This is a genomic window from Nocardia ninae NBRC 108245, from assembly GCF_007990755.1.
Lineage (GTDB): Bacteria > Actinomycetota > Actinomycetes > Mycobacteriales > Mycobacteriaceae > Nocardia > Nocardia ninae.
Map to the genome: position 1 here is coordinate 288,416 of NZ_BJXA01000001.1, position 18,540 is coordinate 306,955.

General features: G+C 67.8%; 17 protein-coding genes. 8 read left to right on the forward strand and 9 right to left on the reverse strand.

The genetic code is table 11. The annotated features are described in order from the left end of the window. Positions 1-27: 27 nt before the first annotated feature. Positions 28-954, reverse strand: a complete 927-nt coding sequence (locus NN4_RS01370; protein WP_107656763.1) for an undecaprenyl-diphosphate phosphatase — start codon at positions 952-954, stop codon at positions 28-30. Positions 955-1,409: 455 nt separating this feature from the next. Between NN4_RS01370 and NN4_RS01375 the strand changes: the two genes are divergently transcribed. The 4 genes from NN4_RS01375 to NN4_RS01390 all read left to right on the forward strand — a co-directional run bounded on the left by NN4_RS01375 (position 1,410) and on the right by NN4_RS01390 (position 5,997). Continuing rightward, positions 1,410-2,381, forward strand: a complete 972-nt coding sequence (locus tag NN4_RS01375; protein WP_147128072.1) for an aldo/keto reductase — start codon at positions 1,410-1,412, stop codon at positions 2,379-2,381. 229 nt (positions 2,382-2,610) lie between these two features. Next, the gene (locus NN4_RS01380; protein ID WP_147128073.1) at positions 2,611-3,675 is read left to right on the forward strand and encodes a heme/hemin ABC transporter substrate-binding protein; all 1,065 of its coding nucleotides are present in this window, start codon (positions 2,611-2,613) and stop codon (positions 3,673-3,675) included. Further along, positions 3,672-4,769: a FecCD family ABC transporter permease gene (locus NN4_RS01385; RefSeq protein ID WP_246180638.1), complete on the forward strand. Its 1,098-nt coding sequence runs from the start codon at positions 3,672-3,674 to the stop codon at positions 4,767-4,769. Before NN4_RS01380 ends, NN4_RS01385 begins: the two co-directional genes overlap by 4 nt. Before the next feature lie 379 nt (positions 4,770-5,148). Further along, positions 5,149-5,997, forward strand: coding sequence for a heme ABC transporter ATP-binding protein (locus NN4_RS01390; RefSeq protein WP_147128074.1), 849 nt, complete (start codon positions 5,149-5,151; stop codon positions 5,995-5,997). A gap of 761 nt (positions 5,998-6,758) precedes the next feature. On the opposite strand, the gene NN4_RS01400 is transcribed toward NN4_RS01390, so the two are convergent. Genes NN4_RS01400 through NN4_RS01415 form a run of 4 tightly spaced genes read right to left on the reverse strand, consistent with a single transcriptional unit; the run spans position 6,759 to position 10,170 of the window. Next, positions 6,759-7,118, reverse strand: coding sequence for a YrdB family protein (locus tag NN4_RS01400; RefSeq protein ID WP_147128076.1), 360 nt, complete (start codon positions 7,116-7,118; stop codon positions 6,759-6,761). Positions 7,119-7,129: 11 nt separating this feature from the next. Continuing rightward, on the reverse strand, positions 7,130-9,223 hold the full coding sequence (locus tag NN4_RS01405) for an MMPL family transporter (protein WP_147128077.1): 2,094 nt from the start codon (positions 9,221-9,223) through the stop codon (positions 7,130-7,132). A 50-nt stretch (positions 9,224-9,273) separates the two neighbouring features. Then, a complete protein-coding gene (locus NN4_RS01410; RefSeq protein ID WP_107656768.1) occupies positions 9,274-9,813 on the reverse strand; it encodes a WKL family lipoprotein in 540 nt (179 codons plus the stop codon). Further along, positions 9,814-10,170: a hypothetical protein gene (locus tag NN4_RS01415; protein ID WP_147128078.1), complete on the reverse strand. Its 357-nt coding sequence runs from the start codon at positions 10,168-10,170 to the stop codon at positions 9,814-9,816. It abuts the gene before it with no gap. Positions 10,171-10,374: 204 nt separating this feature from the next. On the opposite strand from NN4_RS01415, the gene NN4_RS01420 reads away from it, so the two are divergent. The 3 genes from NN4_RS01420 to NN4_RS01430 are packed head-to-tail and all read left to right on the forward strand — an operon-like array spanning position 10,375 to position 12,813. After that, positions 10,375-11,445, forward strand: coding sequence for a YncE family protein (locus tag NN4_RS01420; RefSeq protein ID WP_371865611.1), 1,071 nt, complete (start codon positions 10,375-10,377; stop codon positions 11,443-11,445). Beyond that, positions 11,445-11,732, forward strand: a complete 288-nt coding sequence (locus tag NN4_RS01425; protein WP_147128079.1) for a DUF5703 family protein — start codon at positions 11,445-11,447, stop codon at positions 11,730-11,732. The genes NN4_RS01420 and NN4_RS01425 overlap by 1 nt, the downstream gene beginning before the upstream one ends. Positions 11,733-11,736: 4 nt before the next feature. Continuing rightward, complete coding sequence (locus NN4_RS01430; RefSeq protein ID WP_147128080.1) at positions 11,737-12,813, forward strand: quinone-dependent dihydroorotate dehydrogenase; 1,077 nt, start codon at positions 11,737-11,739, stop codon at positions 12,811-12,813. 12 nt (positions 12,814-12,825) lie between these two features. Here NN4_RS01430 and NN4_RS01435 read toward each other — a convergent pair whose 3' ends face one another. Continuing rightward, complete coding sequence (locus tag NN4_RS01435) at positions 12,826-13,203, reverse strand: hypothetical protein (protein ID WP_147128081.1); 378 nt, start codon at positions 13,201-13,203, stop codon at positions 12,826-12,828. Between the two features lie 675 nt (positions 13,204-13,878). On the opposite strand from NN4_RS01435, the gene NN4_RS01440 reads away from it, so the two are divergent. Then, positions 13,879-15,708: an AMP-dependent synthetase/ligase gene (locus NN4_RS01440; RefSeq protein ID WP_147128082.1), complete on the forward strand. Its 1,830-nt coding sequence runs from the start codon at positions 13,879-13,881 to the stop codon at positions 15,706-15,708. A 66-nt stretch (positions 15,709-15,774) separates the two neighbouring features. Here NN4_RS01440 and NN4_RS01445 read toward each other — a convergent pair whose 3' ends face one another. The 3 genes from NN4_RS01445 to NN4_RS01455 all read right to left on the reverse strand — a co-directional run bounded on the left by NN4_RS01445 (position 15,775) and on the right by NN4_RS01455 (position 18,496). Then, positions 15,775-16,317 (reverse strand): YbhB/YbcL family Raf kinase inhibitor-like protein, encoded by a 543-nt coding sequence (locus tag NN4_RS01445; protein WP_147128083.1) that lies wholly within the window; start codon positions 16,315-16,317, stop codon positions 15,775-15,777. Positions 16,318-16,331: 14 nt separating this feature from the next. Beyond that, positions 16,332-17,693 (reverse strand): M20/M25/M40 family metallo-hydrolase, encoded by a 1,362-nt coding sequence (locus tag NN4_RS01450; protein ID WP_147128084.1) that lies wholly within the window; start codon positions 17,691-17,693, stop codon positions 16,332-16,334. A gap of 161 nt (positions 17,694-17,854) precedes the next feature. Further along, entirely contained in the window at positions 17,855-18,496 is a 642-nt protein-coding gene (locus tag NN4_RS01455; protein WP_147128085.1) for a LysE family translocator, read from the reverse strand. Positions 18,497-18,540 lie beyond the last annotated feature (44 nt).

Consider the following 18,540-nt stretch of genomic DNA (forward strand, 5'->3'; position numbering starts at 1 on the left):
CCGTGTCGCCGACTCCACCAGAAATGATCACGTGGCCGACACGACACCTGTGGCCAGCAGACCCATGACAGTCAGACCCAGCACGATTCGATAGCCCACGAACCAGTCCAGCGAATGCTTGGCGACGAACTTCAGCAACCACGCCACCGACGCATACCCGACCACGAACGCGAGCAACGTCGCCACGATCAGCTGCGCTCCGCTCGCATTGAGCCCCTCACCAGCGGGTTTGAACGCATCCGGGATGCTGAAAAGCCCCGAGGCCGTGACCGCGGGAATCGCCAAAAGGAACGAGAACCGTACGGACGCTTCACGAGTCAGCCCGAGGAACAGACCGGCCGACGACGTGGCACCCGACCGCGAAACACCGGGAATCAGCGCGAGGCACTGGGCGAAACCCATCACCAAGCCGTCGCGAGTGGTGAGCTTCTCCAGCGGACGCGCCTTGCGCCCGTAATACTCGGCCGCCGCGATCACCAGCGCGAACGCGATGAGCATGAACGAGATCAGCCACAGATTGCGCGCCGCGGTACGGATCACATCCTTGAACAGGAATCCGAGCACGCCGATCGGGATGGTGGCGATGATCACATACCAGCCGATCCGGTAGTCCAGCTCGCGCTGCCGCTCGTCGTCGAAGTAGCGGTCGGCCTGCCCCGCCGTCACCACCGGAAGCCGCGTCGTGACCTGATCGGTGATCGGCACCGTTTCCCGCACCGTGAGCTTGCGCAGCACCGTGCTGAACCAGGCCTGCAGGATCCGCCAGATGTCCTTGGCGAAATACACCAGCACGGCGGCTTCGGTGCCGAGCTGGGTGACGGCGGTGAACGAGGCGCCCGCGTCGTCACCGAAGAACACCCCCGACACGATCCGCAGATGCGCCGACGACGAGATCGGCAAGAACTCCGTCAATCCCTGCACCAGGCCGAGCACGAGCGCCTGCACCCAGGTCATCGATTCGCCCGTCACGCACTCTCCTGGTGTCTCATGCCGCCTCCATGTGTTCTTGCCCGAAAGAACTGTTCCGCCTGGGCAATTGGTCATCAGATGGGTCGCACGCGAGTGAGCACCGGCGCAATCCCGCAGCGACAGTACAGTGTCGCGGACGCGGCGGCATGCCCGCACCGCCTCCGCGCAGCGGGTTCACAGGTATCTCTGACCTGCCACCCAGACATCGTCGACACTGCCGACCGGAAGCGAATTCGGCAGCCGAGTGGGTAACCGGCCTTCCCGCACGGTGGTTCGTCCGTCACACGACGGGTGGTGCGCCCGTCACGCGACAGGTAGTGCGCCCGTCACGCGACAGGTGGTGCGCCGCTCCCGCGACGCGCGAGCCACTGTGCGGGTAGGCGCCCGGACGCGCGCGCACGCTCTAGGCTTGGCGCCGTGACGATTGCGCGGACACGGTGATGGAACAGCGGACGGTCGGCCGCAGCGGCCTACGGGTGTCCCGGATAGGGCTTGCGACCCATACCTGGGGTTCGCATACGGATGCCGACGAGGCATCGGTGCAGTTGGTGGCATTCGTCGAAGCGGGCGGCACGCTGGTCGACACCTCCCCCGCGTACGCCGGTGGCGGCGCGCAACGGATCCTGGCCGAGTTGCTCGGCGATCTCGTCTCCCGCGACGATCTCGTGCTCAGCGGCTGCGCGGGTATCGCACCGCGGGTCACGCCCGCCCCCGCGGGACCGGCCGTGCCGGACGCGACCACCCGCACCACCATCGACAATTCCCGGCGCGCGCTGCTGCGCCAGCTCGACCGGACGCTGCTCGAATTCGGCACCGACCATCTCGACATCTGGAACGTGGCGGTGTGGGATCCACGCACCCCACTGGACGAGGTCGCGGCCACCCTGGACCAGGCGGTGCGCACCGGGAAGGTCCGCTACGCAGGCGTACGCGGATTCAACGCCTGGCAGCTGGCGAGTTTGGCCGCCATCGCCCCGATCAGCGTCGCGCAGACCCCTTACTCGCTGCTGGCCCGCGATGCGGAACCCGATTTCGTGCCCGCCGCGCTGCACCACGGAGTCGGCGTGGTGGCCTCGGCGCCGCTCGCCGGTGGCATTCTCACCGGCAAGTATCGCGACGGGGTCCCGGCGGATTCACGCGGCGCGGACGAGGCGACCGCGGCCGATATCCGCAGCAGTCTGGACGAGCGCGCGACCCGCGTAGTCGATGCCTTGGTCACGGCCGCTGACGGTTTAGGTACTTCACCGTTGGCCGTCGCGCTGGCCTGGATCCGGGACCGGCCCGGCGTCGCCAGCATGATCGTCGGTGCCCGCGATATCGGGCAGCTCACCGGTGTGCTCGCCGCCGAGACCCTCGAACTGCCGCGGGCCATCGCGGCCGCACTGGACGATGTCAGTGCGCGCACGGAGTGAGCGACTCGGCACCTGACATCGCGCTGAGCCCGGCAGACAGTAGTCCCGGCGGCCGGGCAGCGCGTCCCGCCGACACGGTGGCGCGTCCCGCGCGAGCACAATTCGCTGCCCCCGCGCACCCGCCGAGGCTCTCGCAAGTTCCCGAGGCTTCCGCGAGCAGCACAGCCGGCGGGGTGCTCGGCGCCGACCCGATGCGTGCCGCTGCACGACACGTCTTAGGCTTACCTTCATGAGTGTGACGTCCGGAAATCCGTCCGTCCGAACGCAGTGGACCGCCGGTGTCCGAGCCGGCTGGTCGCGCTGTGCGCTCGCCGTGCTCGCGCTCACGCTGGTCGCGGCCTCGGCCGCGTGTGGCAACGACAGCGCCGCGACGAGTACCGGACAGCGAGGTCCGGCCACCGCGACGCTGGACAGCCTCGACCCGGTGCCGATCGGGCCGGAACCGACGCCGACGCTGCCGGTCACCGTGCGCTCGTTCGACGGTGCCGACGTCACCGTCACCGACAGCAGTCGCATCGTCGCCGTCGATCGCAACGGCACCCTCTCGCAGATCGTTTACGCGCTCGGCATGGGATCGAAGCTGGTCGGGCGCAGCAGCGTCGCCTTTCCCGCCATCCATGACGTACCCAACATGGCGGGCGGCAATGGTTCGCTGAACATGGAAGGCCTACTGGCGCAACGTCCTTCGGTCTTCCTGACCGACACCGTCTCGGTCACGCCGCCGCTGCGCGAGCAGTTGCGTGCGGCCGGTGTCACCGTCGTCTTCTTCGATCCCGAGCGCACCATGGACGGTGTGGTCCCGCAGATCGAGGCCGTCGCCGCCGCGCTCGGCGTGCCCGACCGCGGCAAGGCGCTGGGCCAGCGCACCCGCGCCGAGATCGACGCCGCCACCGCCGCGGTGCCCAAGCAGGATCCGCCGCTGTCCATCGCGTTCCTCTACCTGCGCAGCACCGCCATCACTATGCTCGCCGGACCTGGGTCCGGCGCGGACTCGCTCATCGCCGCGCTCGGCGCCAAGGACGCGGGCGCGGCACTGGCCGAACCGTTCGTCACGATCACCAGCGAGGCGATGATCGCCGCGGCGCCCGACCTGCTGCTGGTGATGTCGGACGGGTTGAAATCCGTTGGCGGCGTGGACGGTTTGCAGAAGGTGCCCGGCATCGCGCAGACCCCCGCCGGGCGCAACAAGCGCGTGGTGGACATGTCCGACTCGGTCGTGCTGAGCTTCGGCCCCAACACCGGCCGGGTGATCGCCGCCCTCAGCGAGGCCGTCTACGGCGCTCGGCCCGCATGACCGGAACGGCCACCACCGAGACCGAACCGCAGGTGACACCCTCCGCACCGAAGTCGCGCGGACGTTCCCGTACGACGTTGGTATTCGCGGTCGCGATCGTCGGACTGATCGTCCTCGCGTTGGCCTCAGCCGCGATCGGGCAGGTGCCGACCACGCCCGCCGAGGTTGCGGGCAGCGTGTTTCACCGGATCGGGTTGGACTGGGGGCCGATGCCCGCGCATCCCGCCGGTGAGGTGACGCTGTGGGAGGTGCGATTCCCCCGGGTGCTGATGGCCATGCTGGTCGGAGCGGCGCTGGCCACCGCGGGCGGTCTGTTGCAGGGGGTGTTCGCCAATCCGCTTGCCGAGCCTGGTGTTATCGGGGTCTCCGCCGGTGCCGCGGTCGGCGCGGGCACCATGATCGTGATCGGGGGCGCGTTCGTCGCGGCGTGGTCGGTAGCCGCGGCCGCGTTCGTTGCGGGGTTGGCCACCACGCTGCTGGTGTATCTGCTGGCGCGGTCCAACGGGCGCACCGAAGTGGTCACCTTGGTGCTCACCGGTGTGGCTATCAACGCCTTCGCGGGCGGGTTGATCGCGTTCCTACTGTTCGTCGCCACGCCCGCCGCGCGCGACCAGATCGTGTTCTGGCAGTTGGGTTCCCTCAACGGCGCGACGTGGGATTCGGTTTACGTCGTCTCGACCCTCACCGCGATCGGCGTCACCGCCGCGATTCTCATCGCGCCACGGCTCGACCTGCTCGCGCTCGGTGAATCCGCCGCCCGCCACCTCGGCGTCGACGTGGAACGCTTGCGCCGCAACGTCATTCTGGTCGTCGCCATCCTCGCCACCGCGGGCGTGGCGTTCACCGGCATCGTGCTGTTCGTCGGCCTCATCGTCCCGCACCTGGTCCGCATGCTCGTCGGCCCCGCGCACCGCGTACTGATCCCGTTGAGCGCCATCCTCGGTGCCGTCGTCCTACTCGCCGCCGACGTCGCCGCCCGCTCCCTGGTCCGCAACGCCGACCTCCCGCTCGGCATGCTCACCTCGCTCATCGGCGGGCCGTTCTTCTTCTGGTTGCTGCGTCGCACGCGGGCTCGTGCCGGTGGGTGGGCATGATGCGCGTGGTCGGGCATGCGATGGTCGCGCACGCGGTGGAGTTTCGTGAACTGCGGGCCAGCGCAGAGCGGCACGAAATCGGTTGCGGCACTACGCAACTGCATGAGCGGGGCGACTATCGAGAGCAGCGCGGATCGACGTCGGTCCCGATCGCCGGCGATGGTTGCTGGGCAGGCTTGTGGCGCACCGCAGCGCTGCCACCGGTGCGGCCCGGTACAGATCAGCGCGGCGGCCGATCGGATCGGAGGTGGCGCGTGAGCAGCGAGCGGCGCCTATCGTCGGCGACAGTTCCGCACCAGGCGTGGGGCGCCGCGCATTGTGACTACCGGTGCGCCTCGATACGAATGAGTGTGGCGTCCCGGCGGTTCGGAGGTGGCGCGTGAGTGGGGTTCGGCAAGTGTTCGCGCGGACGCATGAGTTGCCTGCTGTGCCGGAGCAGGGTGCGGTGACCTTGCGGGCGCGGGGGGTGAGTGTGGATCGGCGGGGGGACAAGAGTGCGCAGCGGCGGGTGCTCGAAGCGGTGGACTTCGATGTTGTCGCAGGTGAAGTGGTCGCGCTGGTGGGGCCCAACGGGGCAGGCAAATCGACGTTGCTTGCCGCGCTGGCCGGCGAGTTGACGCCGAGCGAGGGGACGGTCGAGCTCGAGGGGCACGCGCTGACGTACTGGTCGCCGCTGGACATGGCGCGTCGGCGGGCGGTGCTCCCCCAAACCCATACCGTCGGTTTCCCGTTCACCGCGCGGGAGGTCGTCGCAATGGGCCGCGCACCGTGGCTGCGCACCGAACGACGCGAACTCGACGACGAACGGATCGCCGCCGCCATGGCCGCCGCCGACGTGGAACACCTTGCCGCCCGGTCTTTTCCGACCCTCTCCGGCGGTGAACGCGCCCGCGTCGCCCTGGCTCGCGTCCTCGCCCAAGACACCGGCACCCTGCTCCTCGACGAACCCACCGCCGCCCTCGACCTCGGCCACCAGGAAGCCGTCCTCCACCTGGCCACCAGCCGCGCCGAAACCGGCACCGCCGTCGTGGTCGTCCTGCACGACCTCGGCATCGCCGCCGCCTACGCCGACCGCGTCGCAGTCCTCGAATCCGGCTGCATCGCCGCCGACGGCCCACCCCGCCAGGTCCTCACCACCGACCTCCTCACCCGCGTCTACCAACACCCCGTCGAGGTCCTGAACCACCCCGTCACCGGCGCCCAACTGGTCCTCCCCGTCCGCCGCTGACTCTCTCTGCGGCACCCGTCCTGCCCGCCACTCACCCATCCGGCCACGCGGCCTCGCCCACTTCGCCCGCCATAACCACCCAGCCACGCCAGACCGGCCCGGCCGCGCCCGAGCAGCCGTTATCGCACCCGACGCTCGTCGTAGCGGCCGAGGCGCTAGAGATCCGGCCGTAGCGCCACAGCACGCAACTCCGCGATCGGCTCGACGCCCGCACGCTCGGCCTGACGCGTCCCCCACCCTGCCGGGGCGGGAGAGCAACGGATCGACCTGCGATCAGCCGCCCCGATTACCTGCCGGCCGCCCGGCAGACGCACGCTTCCCGACGCGGCACCAACGCCGCCACCATGTCCCACACGCACCCAACCCGAGCGTCGCGCGGAACATAGCGGCGGGTCCACTCGACATCTGCCGCCTCCATGTCCCACTCACAACCACCCGAGCATCGAGCGGGACATCGTGGCGGGTCCACTCGACGCGTACCGCCCCCATATCCCCACGCACCCCACCCGAGCGTCGTACGGGACATGACCGGCCGGTCTACTCGGCGTTGCCGCCCCCACGTCCCACACGCACCCATCCCGAACGTTGAGCGGGACATCGTGGCGGGCCTACTCGACTTTCACCGTCCCATGTCCCACACGCAACCAACCCGAGCATCGAGCGGGACATGGTGACAGGTCTATTCGGCATCCGCCTCGATGTGCCACTCGACGCTCAGGTTCGTTCCTGAGTCGGGCACCGGCCGGGCAGTGGGGAATGGCTCAGCTGCTGCGTATCAAACTGCCCTGCAAGCGAACTCGCAACCAGGCGTTGATTGCCCAGAGACCGAAGAAGATCATCCCGACGAGCGGTGTCGTCGCGCTCGCCCAGGCCAGTGCACCACCCCCGAACCAAATCAGTTCGAGGGCAAGGCGCCACCGCCCGGTGAGCGGGAAGCGGGGGTTCGTGCCCGCGCCGAACAGCGCCCACATGAGGATGAACAGGGTCGGGGCCATCAGACCGGTGACTACACGGACCAGCACGCTGCCGGGCATAGTGAAGCCCCACACTGCCGCTGCGGCAACAACTCCCAACTCCAACAGGAAGAACGCGACCTGGTTGGCACCCTTGAGCCCGGACATAACTCGACCCCTCAGCGCCAGATCAGCTTCAAAACCGCAGGAGTCAGCAACATCCGGATGACCGTGGCATCCAAAATCAGGGCAGCGATCATCCCGTAGGCGATGTACTTCATCAACACCAGATCGGAGAACCCGAACGCACCGGTGACAACGATGAGAATGGCTGCGGCGGAAGTGATCACCCCGCCGGTGTGGGCAATGCCATAGCGAATCGCCTCGGCGGGTTCGGCACCGCCGGCCCTTGCCTCCGCCACCCGCGACAGCAGGAAAACCTCATAGTCGGTGGACAACCCGAACACCACGGTCACGATCAACGCGAGTACCGCGAACATCAACGGCCCCGGCGTGAAATGGAAGAACTCCGCCCCGTGCCCCTCGACGAACACCCAGGTGAGCACCCCCAGCGTCGACACCAGACTCAACGCACTCATCGCAACAGCCTTGACCGCCAGCACAATCGACCGAAACGCCACGTACATCAGCGTCAGCGCCGCCATCGCCAGAATCGCCGCCAGCAGCGGTAACCCCTCCAGCAGCCCGTTGATACTGTCGCGTTCCAACGCGGGCACCCCGGCCACCATGACGTCCACGCCGGGCGGTTCCGGAATCGCCCGCAACGCCGAGATCACCCGATCGGAATCCTGCTTGTCCGCCAACCCCGCCTGCAGCACGTTGATGCCATCTTTGGTCGCCACCGATGGCTCGAACCGCCCGGTGAGCCCGGGAATCTGACTCGCCTGGAACCGAATATCACTGAGCTGCTGCGAATCAGCCCCCAGGACAACGAGTTTCAGCGGTTCGGTGCGAAAACTCGGAAACAGCTCGTCGAACCGCTCCTGCGCCACCCTGGCCGGATTCTCGGCACCGAGATATTTCTCACTGATCCCACCGAACTCGATGTTGCGGAACGGAATACTCAGCGCGAGCAGCGCGAGCACGATCGGTACTGCCACCGCCCACGGCCGCCGCATCGACCACTGCGCGAGCCGCGAGAAGAATCCCGCGTCGATCTGCGCCTCGGTCTTGCTGCGGGAGAACCGTTTCCAGCCCAGCAGATCGATCCGCCGCCCCGCGATGCTCAGCGCCGCGGGCAGCGCGGTCACCGAGAGCAGCGCGGCCAGCAGCACCGAGCTGATGCCGCCGTAGGGCACCGAACGCAGCACCCCGTTCGGAAAGATGAACAGCGCACCGAGACTCACCGCGATGATCGCCGCGGAGAACAGCACCGTGCGCCCCGCCGTCGCGACGGTGCGCGCGGTGGCGTCTTCCACACTGCGACCCGCGGCAAGTTCCTCCCGGAACCGCGTCACGGTGAACAACCCGTAGTCGATCGCCAACCCGAGACTCACCAAAGTCATGACGGTGCTGGCGAATACGTTCACATCGATGACCCCGGTGAGCGTCCGCATGATGCCCGCCGTGCCCATGATCGTCATGCCGCCGATCAACACCGGCAGCAACGCGCCGATCACCCCGCCGAACACGAAGTACAGCAGAATCGCCACCAACGGCAGCGCGATGATCTCCGCCCGGTGGATGTCGTTCTGCATACCGGTGTTCAGCCCCGCCAGCACCGGCTGCAAACCGGCCAGCTGCACCGTGGTGCCGCCGGGTCCGCCACCCGCCTCCCCCGCACCCAGGTGGTCCTTGATCGCGGTGTAGTTCTCGACGGTGGCCGTGCCCTCGCCGCGCAGCCCGACGCTGGCGAACGCGTGTGTGCGCGTGGCATCGGTGGCGTTGGCCGCGAACGGACTGTCCCAATAGCTGTCGATCTTCAAGATGTTGTCGGGAAACCGCGTCAGCAACCCGCTCAGCGCACCGGTCACCGCAGACCGCACGGCCGGATCGTCGACGGTGGTCCCCGCCGGCGCGGTGTACAGCAGGATGAGGTCACTGTCGGTGTCGCGCCCGAACGTCGCGTCGGCGATCTTGGAGGCCGCCACCGACTCGCTCGACTCGTCGAACCAGCCCTCCTGCGTCAACCGGTCCGTGAGGTCGCGCCCGAACCACCCGGATGCCAGCACCGCCAGAGCGAACAAACCGAGCACGAGAAACCGGTGGCGATAAACGAACCGACCCCAGCCCAGCAGCCCGGAGTGCAGCATCGAATCGTTCTGCGAGCCGCGAGTGCGCGAAGTCCGCAAATCCGACACAGTCAGCCGCAGGCCGGCGTGCGATAGTCCGCGGAACGCAGAATCCCGCACAGGTCGGTTCGCGAGATCTTCCACTTGCCGTCGAGCAGCACGAAATGCACCACTGTGGTGCGCACCGCGGTCCCGCTGCCGTCCTTGTCCAGGCGCATGGTCGCGGTGAGCGTGCCGTCGTGGTTGTCGAACACCGGATCGGTGACGCCGTAGACGGCCCGCGGGTTGTCCTGCAGCGCCTTGTACATGTCGGGGATCGCGGTCTTGAACGCGTCACCGTCCTCGATGAGGTCGGTGCGTTCGCTGTCCGGCAGTCCGGGATCGAGCGCGCGTTTGATCTGCGCGTCCAGCTGAGTGGCCGTCGGCAGCGGCGGGTGCGCGGCGATGGAGGAGGTGGTGATGGACGCGGACAGCGACGCGTTGGCCGACGAACGCGCGGCGTCGACGGCCGCCTCGTCCGGTCCGGTGCTGCATGCCGCGGCGGCGGCCACCAGGAGGAGGCCGGTCGCGGTCAGCGCGGTGCGGGCGAGATATGTGTATGGCATCACCATCTACATACCATCAATTACGGAACTGATGCGTCCCAGCAACGCCCGCACGGTGGTGACTTCGCGGTCCGGGGCCGCGTCCACGGGCACCGCGTCGGGGATCATGTCGCGGACCAGCGCGACGACACTGCGTTCGTCGTCGAGGTCGATATCGGTGACCCGGGCCTCGGCGACCGCGACGACGTCCTCCGGGCCGGGCACCGCGCTGACGAGGTCGGCCCGGTAGATCTCCAGCGTCAACGTGGACCGGACCGTGCGGAACGCGTACGGCCTACCGTCGCCGGTAGTCCCGAACCCGTGCGCGAACGGACCAACGGTTACGTCATCGATGGCAAATCCAGACGTGTGGTCGGCTATCAACCGGATCTCCCTGATTTGGACACTGTTTCAGCTCAACCGTAACCCGCATCACCGACATTCTCCCCCAGCCGCCACCCCGGTACGCCGCGATGGTGCGCCATCATGGTCAGATGGTGGAGTTGCGATGAATCGTCGGTAGAAGGAGTTCGGTGGATGCGCCCTCGCGGCTGGGTTGGATTGGCGGCGTTCGCGGACACCTCTGTGATTACGCTCCAGGACCGTAACCGCGGCGTTCGATCGGCGACACGCCCGGGAGTCTTCCGCGTCACCACCGCGTTCGTCGGCGTGGCGACACTCGCGCTGCTGGCCGGCTGCTCCTCCGGCTCGAATAGTGACAACCTCCCCACCCGGGATCCAGCCGTTGCTGCGGTCTCACCCGCCGGGACAGCTCGTCCGGCCGGTGAAGTGGTCGGACTCCCCAACCCCGTCGGCGCGCTACTCGCCGAGGCGAGCACCGGTCAGGTCGCCGCGCTGGAGGCCGGCGAAACAAATAGCACGCTCCTCCTCTTCGACCCCGCGACGCCCAACGGCACACCGCGCGCAGTGTCACTGCCCGCGCACGGCGCGAGCCTCGCCCAGGGCAAGCCAGGCGAACTACTGATCCCCGCGCCCGATCGGATCATCCGCGTCGACGTGGCCACAGCCACCCGCACCGAGCTCCCCGTGGACGGCGACGCCAGATCGGTCCAGCGCCGCGACGACGGCACCCTGCTCGTCGGCACCGCGGACGGCAAGGTCCGCACCCTCGATCCCGAAGGCAAGCTCGTTCGGACCGTCGACGGCCTGGCCTCCGCCGACGCGCTCGCCGTCACCGAGGACCACGTGGCCGTGCTGGACCGCCGCCAGACCTCGGTCACCGAGATAGAACTGGGCAAAAAGAACCTCGGCTTGGCTCTGCGCGCAGGCGACGGCGCCACCACCATGATCGCCGACCGGTTCGGCAGGATCATCGTCACCGACACCGACGGCGGCGAACTATTGGTCTTCAGCGCCGGACCTCTCCTCCTGCGCCAGCGGTTCCCGGTAAACTCTTCGCCTTACGCGCTTGCCTACGATCAGCGGTCCGACACCGTGTGGGTGACGTGCACGCAGAGCAACGAAGTCGTCGGATTCGATCTGTCGACAGGTATTCCGACCGAGGTCGGCCGCTACCCCACGGTGCGGCAACCGAATTCGGTGACCATCGATCAGCGCACCGGTGACATGTTCGTAGGGTCCGCGGCCGACGGCGGTCTGCAGCGGATTCGCGCGGACGATCGGAAGAAAGGCCAATGATGACTCGGGCAACGCGCGCAGACGACGAACCAGCTTCACCACGCGAGCAGCGAGCGCGGCGCAGCGCACTGCCCGCAGGCTGGGAAACCACCAGCGACGACTACGAATACGTGCCGCTGCGGCTGCCACCCGAGGTGACCAGGGTGACCGCGTCCATGCGGCTGGCCATCCAGGCCGAGTTCGGCGGCTGGGAACTGTCCCGCGTGCGGGCCTATACCGACGGTAGCCGCCGGGTGCTGCTGCGCCGCCGAAAAACCGCACTACCCCTGCCGGAACCGGGAATGTGAGCTGATGTACGCCCTGCTATTACGCCTGATGTTCCTGGTTCCGCCGGAACGCATCCACCACTTGGCCTTCGGCGTCTTACGCCTGGCCGGGCGCTTCGCGCCCACGCGCTGGCTGATGACCACCGTCTTCGCCACCCACGATCCGATCCTGCGCAACACCGCGTTCGGCGTCGACTTTGCGGCACCGGTCGGCCTGGCCGCCGGTTTCGACAAGAACGCCGACGGTGTAGACGCTTGGGCGCCATTGGGTTTCGGCTTCGCCGAGATCGGCACCGTCACCGCCCAGGCGCAGCCCGGCAATCCCGCGCCTCGACTGTTCCGGCTGCCCGCCGACCACGCGCTGATCAACCGTATGGGCTTCAACAACTTCGGTGCCGCGGCCGCCGCCGAGCACCTGCGCCGCCGCCGCGGTGACGTACCCATCGGCGCGAACATCGGCAAGACCAAAATCGTCGAACCCGCCGACGCCGCAGACGATTACGCGGTCAGCGCGGCACTGCTCGGCCCGCTCGCAGACTTCGTCGTCGTCAATGTCAGCTCCCCCAACACTCCTGGACTGCGCGACCTGCAGGCAGTGGAGTCGCTGCGCCCGCTGCTGCAGGCCGTGCTCGACAGCGTCCAGGTGCCGGTCCTGGTGAAGATCGCCCCCGACCTGTCCGACGAGGACATCGACGCCGTCGCCGACCTGGCCGTGGAACTCGGCCTGGCCGGCATCGTCGCCACCAACACCACCATCCGCCGCGATGGCCTGCGCACGCCCGCCGACGAGGTCGCCGCCATGGGCGCGGGCGGACTGTCCGGCGCTCCCGTCGCCGACCGCTCGCTCGACGTGCTGCGCCGTCTCTACCGCCGCGTCGGCGACCGGCTCGTGCTCATCTCCGTCGGCGGGATCGAAACCGCCGATCAGGCGTGGGAACGCATCCGCGCGGGCGCCACACTTCTGCAGGGCTACACCGGGTTCATCTACGGTGGTCCGTTCTGGACGCGCAAAATTCACCGCGGACTCGCACAACGCTTGCGCGACAACGGGTATCAGAACATCGCGGACGCGATCGGCGCGGAGTACGCGGCCAACGCCTGAGCTCGCCGCCTGCTAGCCGCGAACGAACGGCGGATCGATGGCATGCCCGTGCTGATGCGCTCGCGCCGACCGCTCGCCCGGCGCCGGTTCCGCAGGCGGCGCCAACCGCGCCGCCATCCGCCGAGCCAGCAGCACTATCGCCTCGGTCAGTGTGACGCCCAGTGCGCTGGCGTAGTTGGTCATCCGAACCATCGCCGCCGGATCGTCCACCGCCTTCGGGTCGCCGAGCAGTTCGTCGAGTTCCATGCCCGCTCGTGCCTGGTCACGGGTCAATTGCCGGTCCGGCAGCCAGCTGAGCTGCCACACCTCCATGCTCGAATCCGCTGCCCGATGGGCGGATTCGGGTGTCCTGTCACTGGTCATCGACCAGGCCGTCACGTCAATGGTCACGACGTCCTCCTGTCGTGCATCCGGTGTGCAGTCGGAAACTGGGGTGCTGCACGGTGGTCCCCCGTTGGTCGGCGCGCGACAGTCCGCGTGGTGCCGAACGGCCTCGCTCCTGGAGGTGGAGGAGACCGCGCCGGGACGTGACGACCGCTTCCGGGGTGCGTCGAATCTCGGCCGAAGGTGCTGTGTTCGAAGAATCACGCTCGTCACCAGGCCCTCCCGCGTACCTGGCGGGGCGATCGAATCGCCAATTTCAGTGTGGCACTTGCCGTTCTCAATGGTCAATTGCCGATGTCCATCGATAGTTGACGGTCCGCCGCCTCCCTAAACCTCCTATCGTGCACGGCAGGGGATGACGACCGGCTTCAAGGCTATGGAGAGTGGGTCTCGAAGATGCCTCCACTGCATTCCAGAATGGTTGCCGTACGCGGAATCTTGCGGGTCGTAAAGCCCGCGCCACCGCCCCGCGTGACTTCATCTTCGACGACTACTTCGCACGTAAGCACCGTCAGCAAGCCTGCGATCTGGCTACGATAAGTGAGCCGCGCCACTCCTGGTGCGCCGACCCGTGAGAAACTGACTGAGGCGTCATTTCATTGTGTCAGGATCGGGTCTCGAATCGCCCGCGTGTGGACGCCGCGAGGCGCGATTCATGGCATGAATATCGGGAACAGGGATATGAAGACAGACATCGGCTATGCGCACAAATCGGGCAAAACGGTCTACACGGTTCCGGAGGCGTTCCAGGAGACCCGGACGCTGCGACCCGAGCAGGTGGCGTTGCGGACGGTCGGCGGAACACAGCAGATCACCTGGCGTGAGTACGGCGAACGGGTGCAATCCATCGCGGCGGGCCTGGCCGGACTCGGTGTCGGGCCCGGCGACACCGTCGGGATCATGCTGACCAACCGGCCCGAATTCAATCTGGTCGACACCGCGGCGCTGCACCTGGGCGCCACCCCGTTCTCGATCTACAACACGAGTTCGTCCGAGCAGATCACCCATTTGTTCACCAATGCGGCGAACAAAGTGGTCGTGACCGAACAAGTTTTCCTGGACAAGGTCACCGGTGCGGGCGTCGAACTCGCGCACATCATCCTGGTCGACGGCCCGGCGGCCGACACCATCACGCTCGCCGAGGTCGAGGCGAATCCCGCCGCCGACTTCGATTTCGACGCGGCCTGGCGGGCGGTCAAACCGGATGATCTGGCCACCCTGATCTACACCTCGGGCACCACCGGCCCGTCCAAGGGCGTCGAGGTCTCCCACCGCAACGTCATCGCGCAGATCATCGCCCTGGTCAACGGCCCGCTGCCGGTCGGCCTGGATGACCGTTCGGTGTCGTATCTGCCCGCCGCGCACGTCGCCGACCGCATCTCCTGCCACGCCATCAACCTGATCACCGGTGTCCAGGTGACCACCGTGCCGGACCCGCGCGAGGTCGCCGCGGCCCTGCCCGACGCCCGCCCGACCACCTTCTTCGGTGTGCCGCGGGTGTGGCAGAAGATCAAGGTCGGTATCGAGGGCAAGCTCGCCGCCGAACCGAGCGGGGTGAAGAAGGCGCTCGCCAACTGGGCCATCGAGACCGGAAAGGCCGCGGCCCGAGCGGATCTCGCCGGTCGCAGCCGTGGCCCCGTCTTGGCCGTGCAGCACAAAGTAGCCGAGGCGCTGGTGCTGTCGAAGCTGCGGCACGCCATGGGTTTGGACGCACTGAGCGTGCCCGCCTCCGGCGCCGCGCCGATCCCGCCGGAGACGCTCGAGTACTTCATCGGCCTCGGCTTCCCGATGAGCGAGGTGTGGGGCATGTCGGAGACCACCGGCGTCGGCACCTTCACCGAGAAGGACAAGCCGCGCCCCGGCTCGGTCGGCCGCCCGGTCGACGGCTTGGAGCTGCGACTGGACACCGACGGTGAGGTGCTGGTGCGCGGGCCCATCGTGACCCGCGGCTACCGCAACATGCCGGAGCAGACGGCGGAGGCGATCGACGACGACGGCTGGCTGCACACCGGCGACGTCGGCACCCTCGACCCCGACGGCTACCTGCGCATCGTGGATCGCAAGAAAGAACTGATCATCAACGAGGCGGGCAAGAACATCGCGCCGAGCAATGTCGAGAACGCGGTGAAGGCGGTGTCCTCGCTGGTCGGCCAGGTCGTCGCGCTCGGTGACGCCAAGCCGTACATCGCCGCGCTGATCGTGCTCGACCCGGACGTCGCGGCCTTGCGCGCCAAGGAATTCGACGCCACCGACGCCGATGTGGCGACGCTGGCGACCCGCAAGGAGATCGTCGACGAGGTGCTGGCCGCGGTGCAGGCGGGCAACGTGAAGCTCTCCCGGGTGGAGCAGATCAAGCGGTTCACGATCATCGGCGGGATTTGGGAGCCGGGCGGCGACGAGCTGACCCCGAAGATGTCGCTCAAGCGCTCCCCGATCGCCACCAAGTACGCGGCCGAGATCGAGGCGCTCTACGCGAAGGAGCCCTCGGACAAGGTCGTCAACGTCAAGTAGACAACTCAGTCCCTGATAACGACTGTGGCCCTGGGCATTTCGCTCAGGGCCACAGTCGTCCAGCGATTACTTCTGCTCGTAGGTACCCACGATCGTGGCACGCGCGATAGCGTGCGAGAAGAGGTTGAATCCGAGGTAAGCGGGCGTGGCCGACTCGTCGATGCCGAGGCTCTCCACGTCCACCGCGTGCACCACGATGAAGTAGCGGTGGTAGCCGTGCCCGGGCGGCGGTCCCGCGCCGACGAATCCGGCGAACCCGCCGTCGTTGCGCAGGGTGATCGCCCCGGTCGGCAGCGCACCGCCCTCCTCGCCGCTGCCCGCGCCGGTCGGCAGCGAGGTCGCGCCGACCGGGATGTCGGCCACCGCCCAGTGCCAGAACCCCGCCGCGGTCGGCGCGTCCGGATCGTACACGGTGACCGCGAAACTCTTTGTCTCCTCGGGGAATCCGGACCAGGACAGCTGCGGCGAGATGTCCTTGCCGCCCGCGCCGAAGACGCCGCTGACCTGATCGTTGCCGAGTGGCTGACCGTCGGTGACGTCGTCGGAGGTCAGCGTGAACGACGGCAGCTGCGGCAGCGCGTCGTAGGGATTGTAGGAGTAATCGGGCACGGGTTGTCCTTTCGTCAGCTGTTCAGCAAAAAGTGTTCCAGCACCCGGGTGCCGAATTCGAGCGCCTCCACCGGAACTCGTTCGTCGACGCCGTGGAACAGCGCGGTGAAGTCCAGTTCCGGCGGCAGCTGCAGCGGCGCGAAGCCGAAGCAACGAATGCCCAAGCGGGCGAACGCCTTCGCGTCGGTGCCACCCGAGAGCATGTAGGGCACGGTACGGCCCTGCGGGTCGTGGGCGAGGATCGCGTCGTTCATCGCGTCCACCAGGTGACCATCGAAAGTTGTTTCGTAGGAGTCGAGTTTGGTGATCCACTCCCGTTCGACGTCCGGGCCGATCAGCTCGTCCACCTCCCGTTCGAACGCCGCCTGCCGGCCGGGCACCACCCGGCAGTCGACGACGGCCTCCGCGGTCTGCGGGATCACGTTGGCCTTGTACCCGGCCTGCAACATGGTCGGGTTCGCCGTATCACGCAGCGTCGCACCGATAATGCGGGAGATGGTGCCCAGTTTCGCCAGCTGTCCCTCGATGTCGGGGCTGTCCGGATCGAACTGCAGTCCGGTCTCCTCGGCGACGGCGGCCAGGAACTCGCTCACCGAATCCGACATCACCACGGGGAACGTGTGTTTGCCCAACCGCGCGACCGCGTCGGCCAGGATGGTGACCGCGTTGTCCTCGTGCAGGAACGAGCCGTGTCCCGCACGGGCCTTGGCGCGCAACCGCATCCAGCCAAGCCCCTTCTCCGCCGTCTCCACCAGATACAGCCTGCGTTCGGTGCCGTCCGGGCGCGGCACCGTCAGCGAGAACCCGCCGACCTCCCCGACGGCCTCGGTGATCCCCTCGAACAGGTCGGGCCGGTTGTCCACCAACCACTGCGAGCCCCACTTGCCGCCGTTCTCCTCGTCGGCCAGGAAGGCGAACACGATATCGCGCGGCGGCACCGTGCCGTCGAGCTTGAACTGGCGGGCGATCGCCAGCATCATCCCGACCATGTCCTTCATGTCGATCGCACCGCGGCCCCACACGTAGCCGTCGCGCACCGCACCGGAGAACGGGTGCACGCTCCAGTCGGCCGCCTCGGCGGGCACCACGTCCAGGTGCCCGTGCATCATCAGCGCACCGCGGCTGGAGTCCGCGCCGGGCAGCCGTGCGAACACATTCCCGCGCCCGGGCGCGCCCGACTCCACATACTCGGTCGTATACCCGGCCTGGTGCAGTTGCTCGGCCACCCATTCCGCGCATTCGCGCTCGCCCTTGGTGGTGGCCAGGTCGCCGGTGTTCGAGGTATCGAACCGGATCAGCGCGCTGACCAGGTCTACCACCTCATCGACCGCGCGAGAGCTGCTGTTGGGGACCGATCCTTCGACAGTTGTGGACACGTACCCTTTCCTACCACCTGCCCGGACTCCGGTTTCCCATCCCTCCCACCGCGGCGTACCCGCGCTGGGCCGGGCGACACAGCGTACGGTGCCGATCGGCCCGGCCGCAGGGTTCAGCATCACGGTGATCGCAACGCCGTAAGTCGCACGGCGGTAACGGATCAAGGCGTGTCGAGCGCCAGCTTCAGTCCGAGGACGACCAGCACCGAGCCGGTGAGGCCCTCCATCCCGCGCTTGACCGAGGGCCGATCGAACCACGACTTGGTGAACCGGACGCCGCAGATCAGCACCGTGGACCACAGCACTCCCTCGACGAAGTGGATCAGGGTGAGTGCCGTGCCCATCAGCAGATGCGGCGCGTGCGGTGGGATGAACTGCGGCAGCATCGCGATGTAGAACACGCCCACCTTGGGGTTGAGCAGGTTCGACGTCGCACCGCGCGCCCAGGCTCGCAGCACGCTGTCGCTCGCGACGGCGCGGTCGTCGACCTGGCCGGCACCGAGGTCGCCGGAGCGCAGCAGCGCGACCAGGCTGGTGAGGCCGAGCCAGATCAGATAGATCGCACCGGCGATGCGCAGCACCGTGTACGCCCATTGCGAGGTGGTCAGCAACACCGACAGCCCGCACGTCGTCGCGATGCCCCACACCAGCAGTCCACTGCCTACCCCCAGTGCGGTCGCGAACGCGGTGCGTGTGCCGCGGACGATCGCGGAGCGCAGGACGAGGGCGGTGTCCAGGCCGGGGACCAGGGTCAGGAACCCCGCGACGACGGCGAAGGACACCAGTGCGGTCCACACGCTCACTTATTCAACCTATCCGTTGATTACTTTGTGCCCGTGCGGTTTCC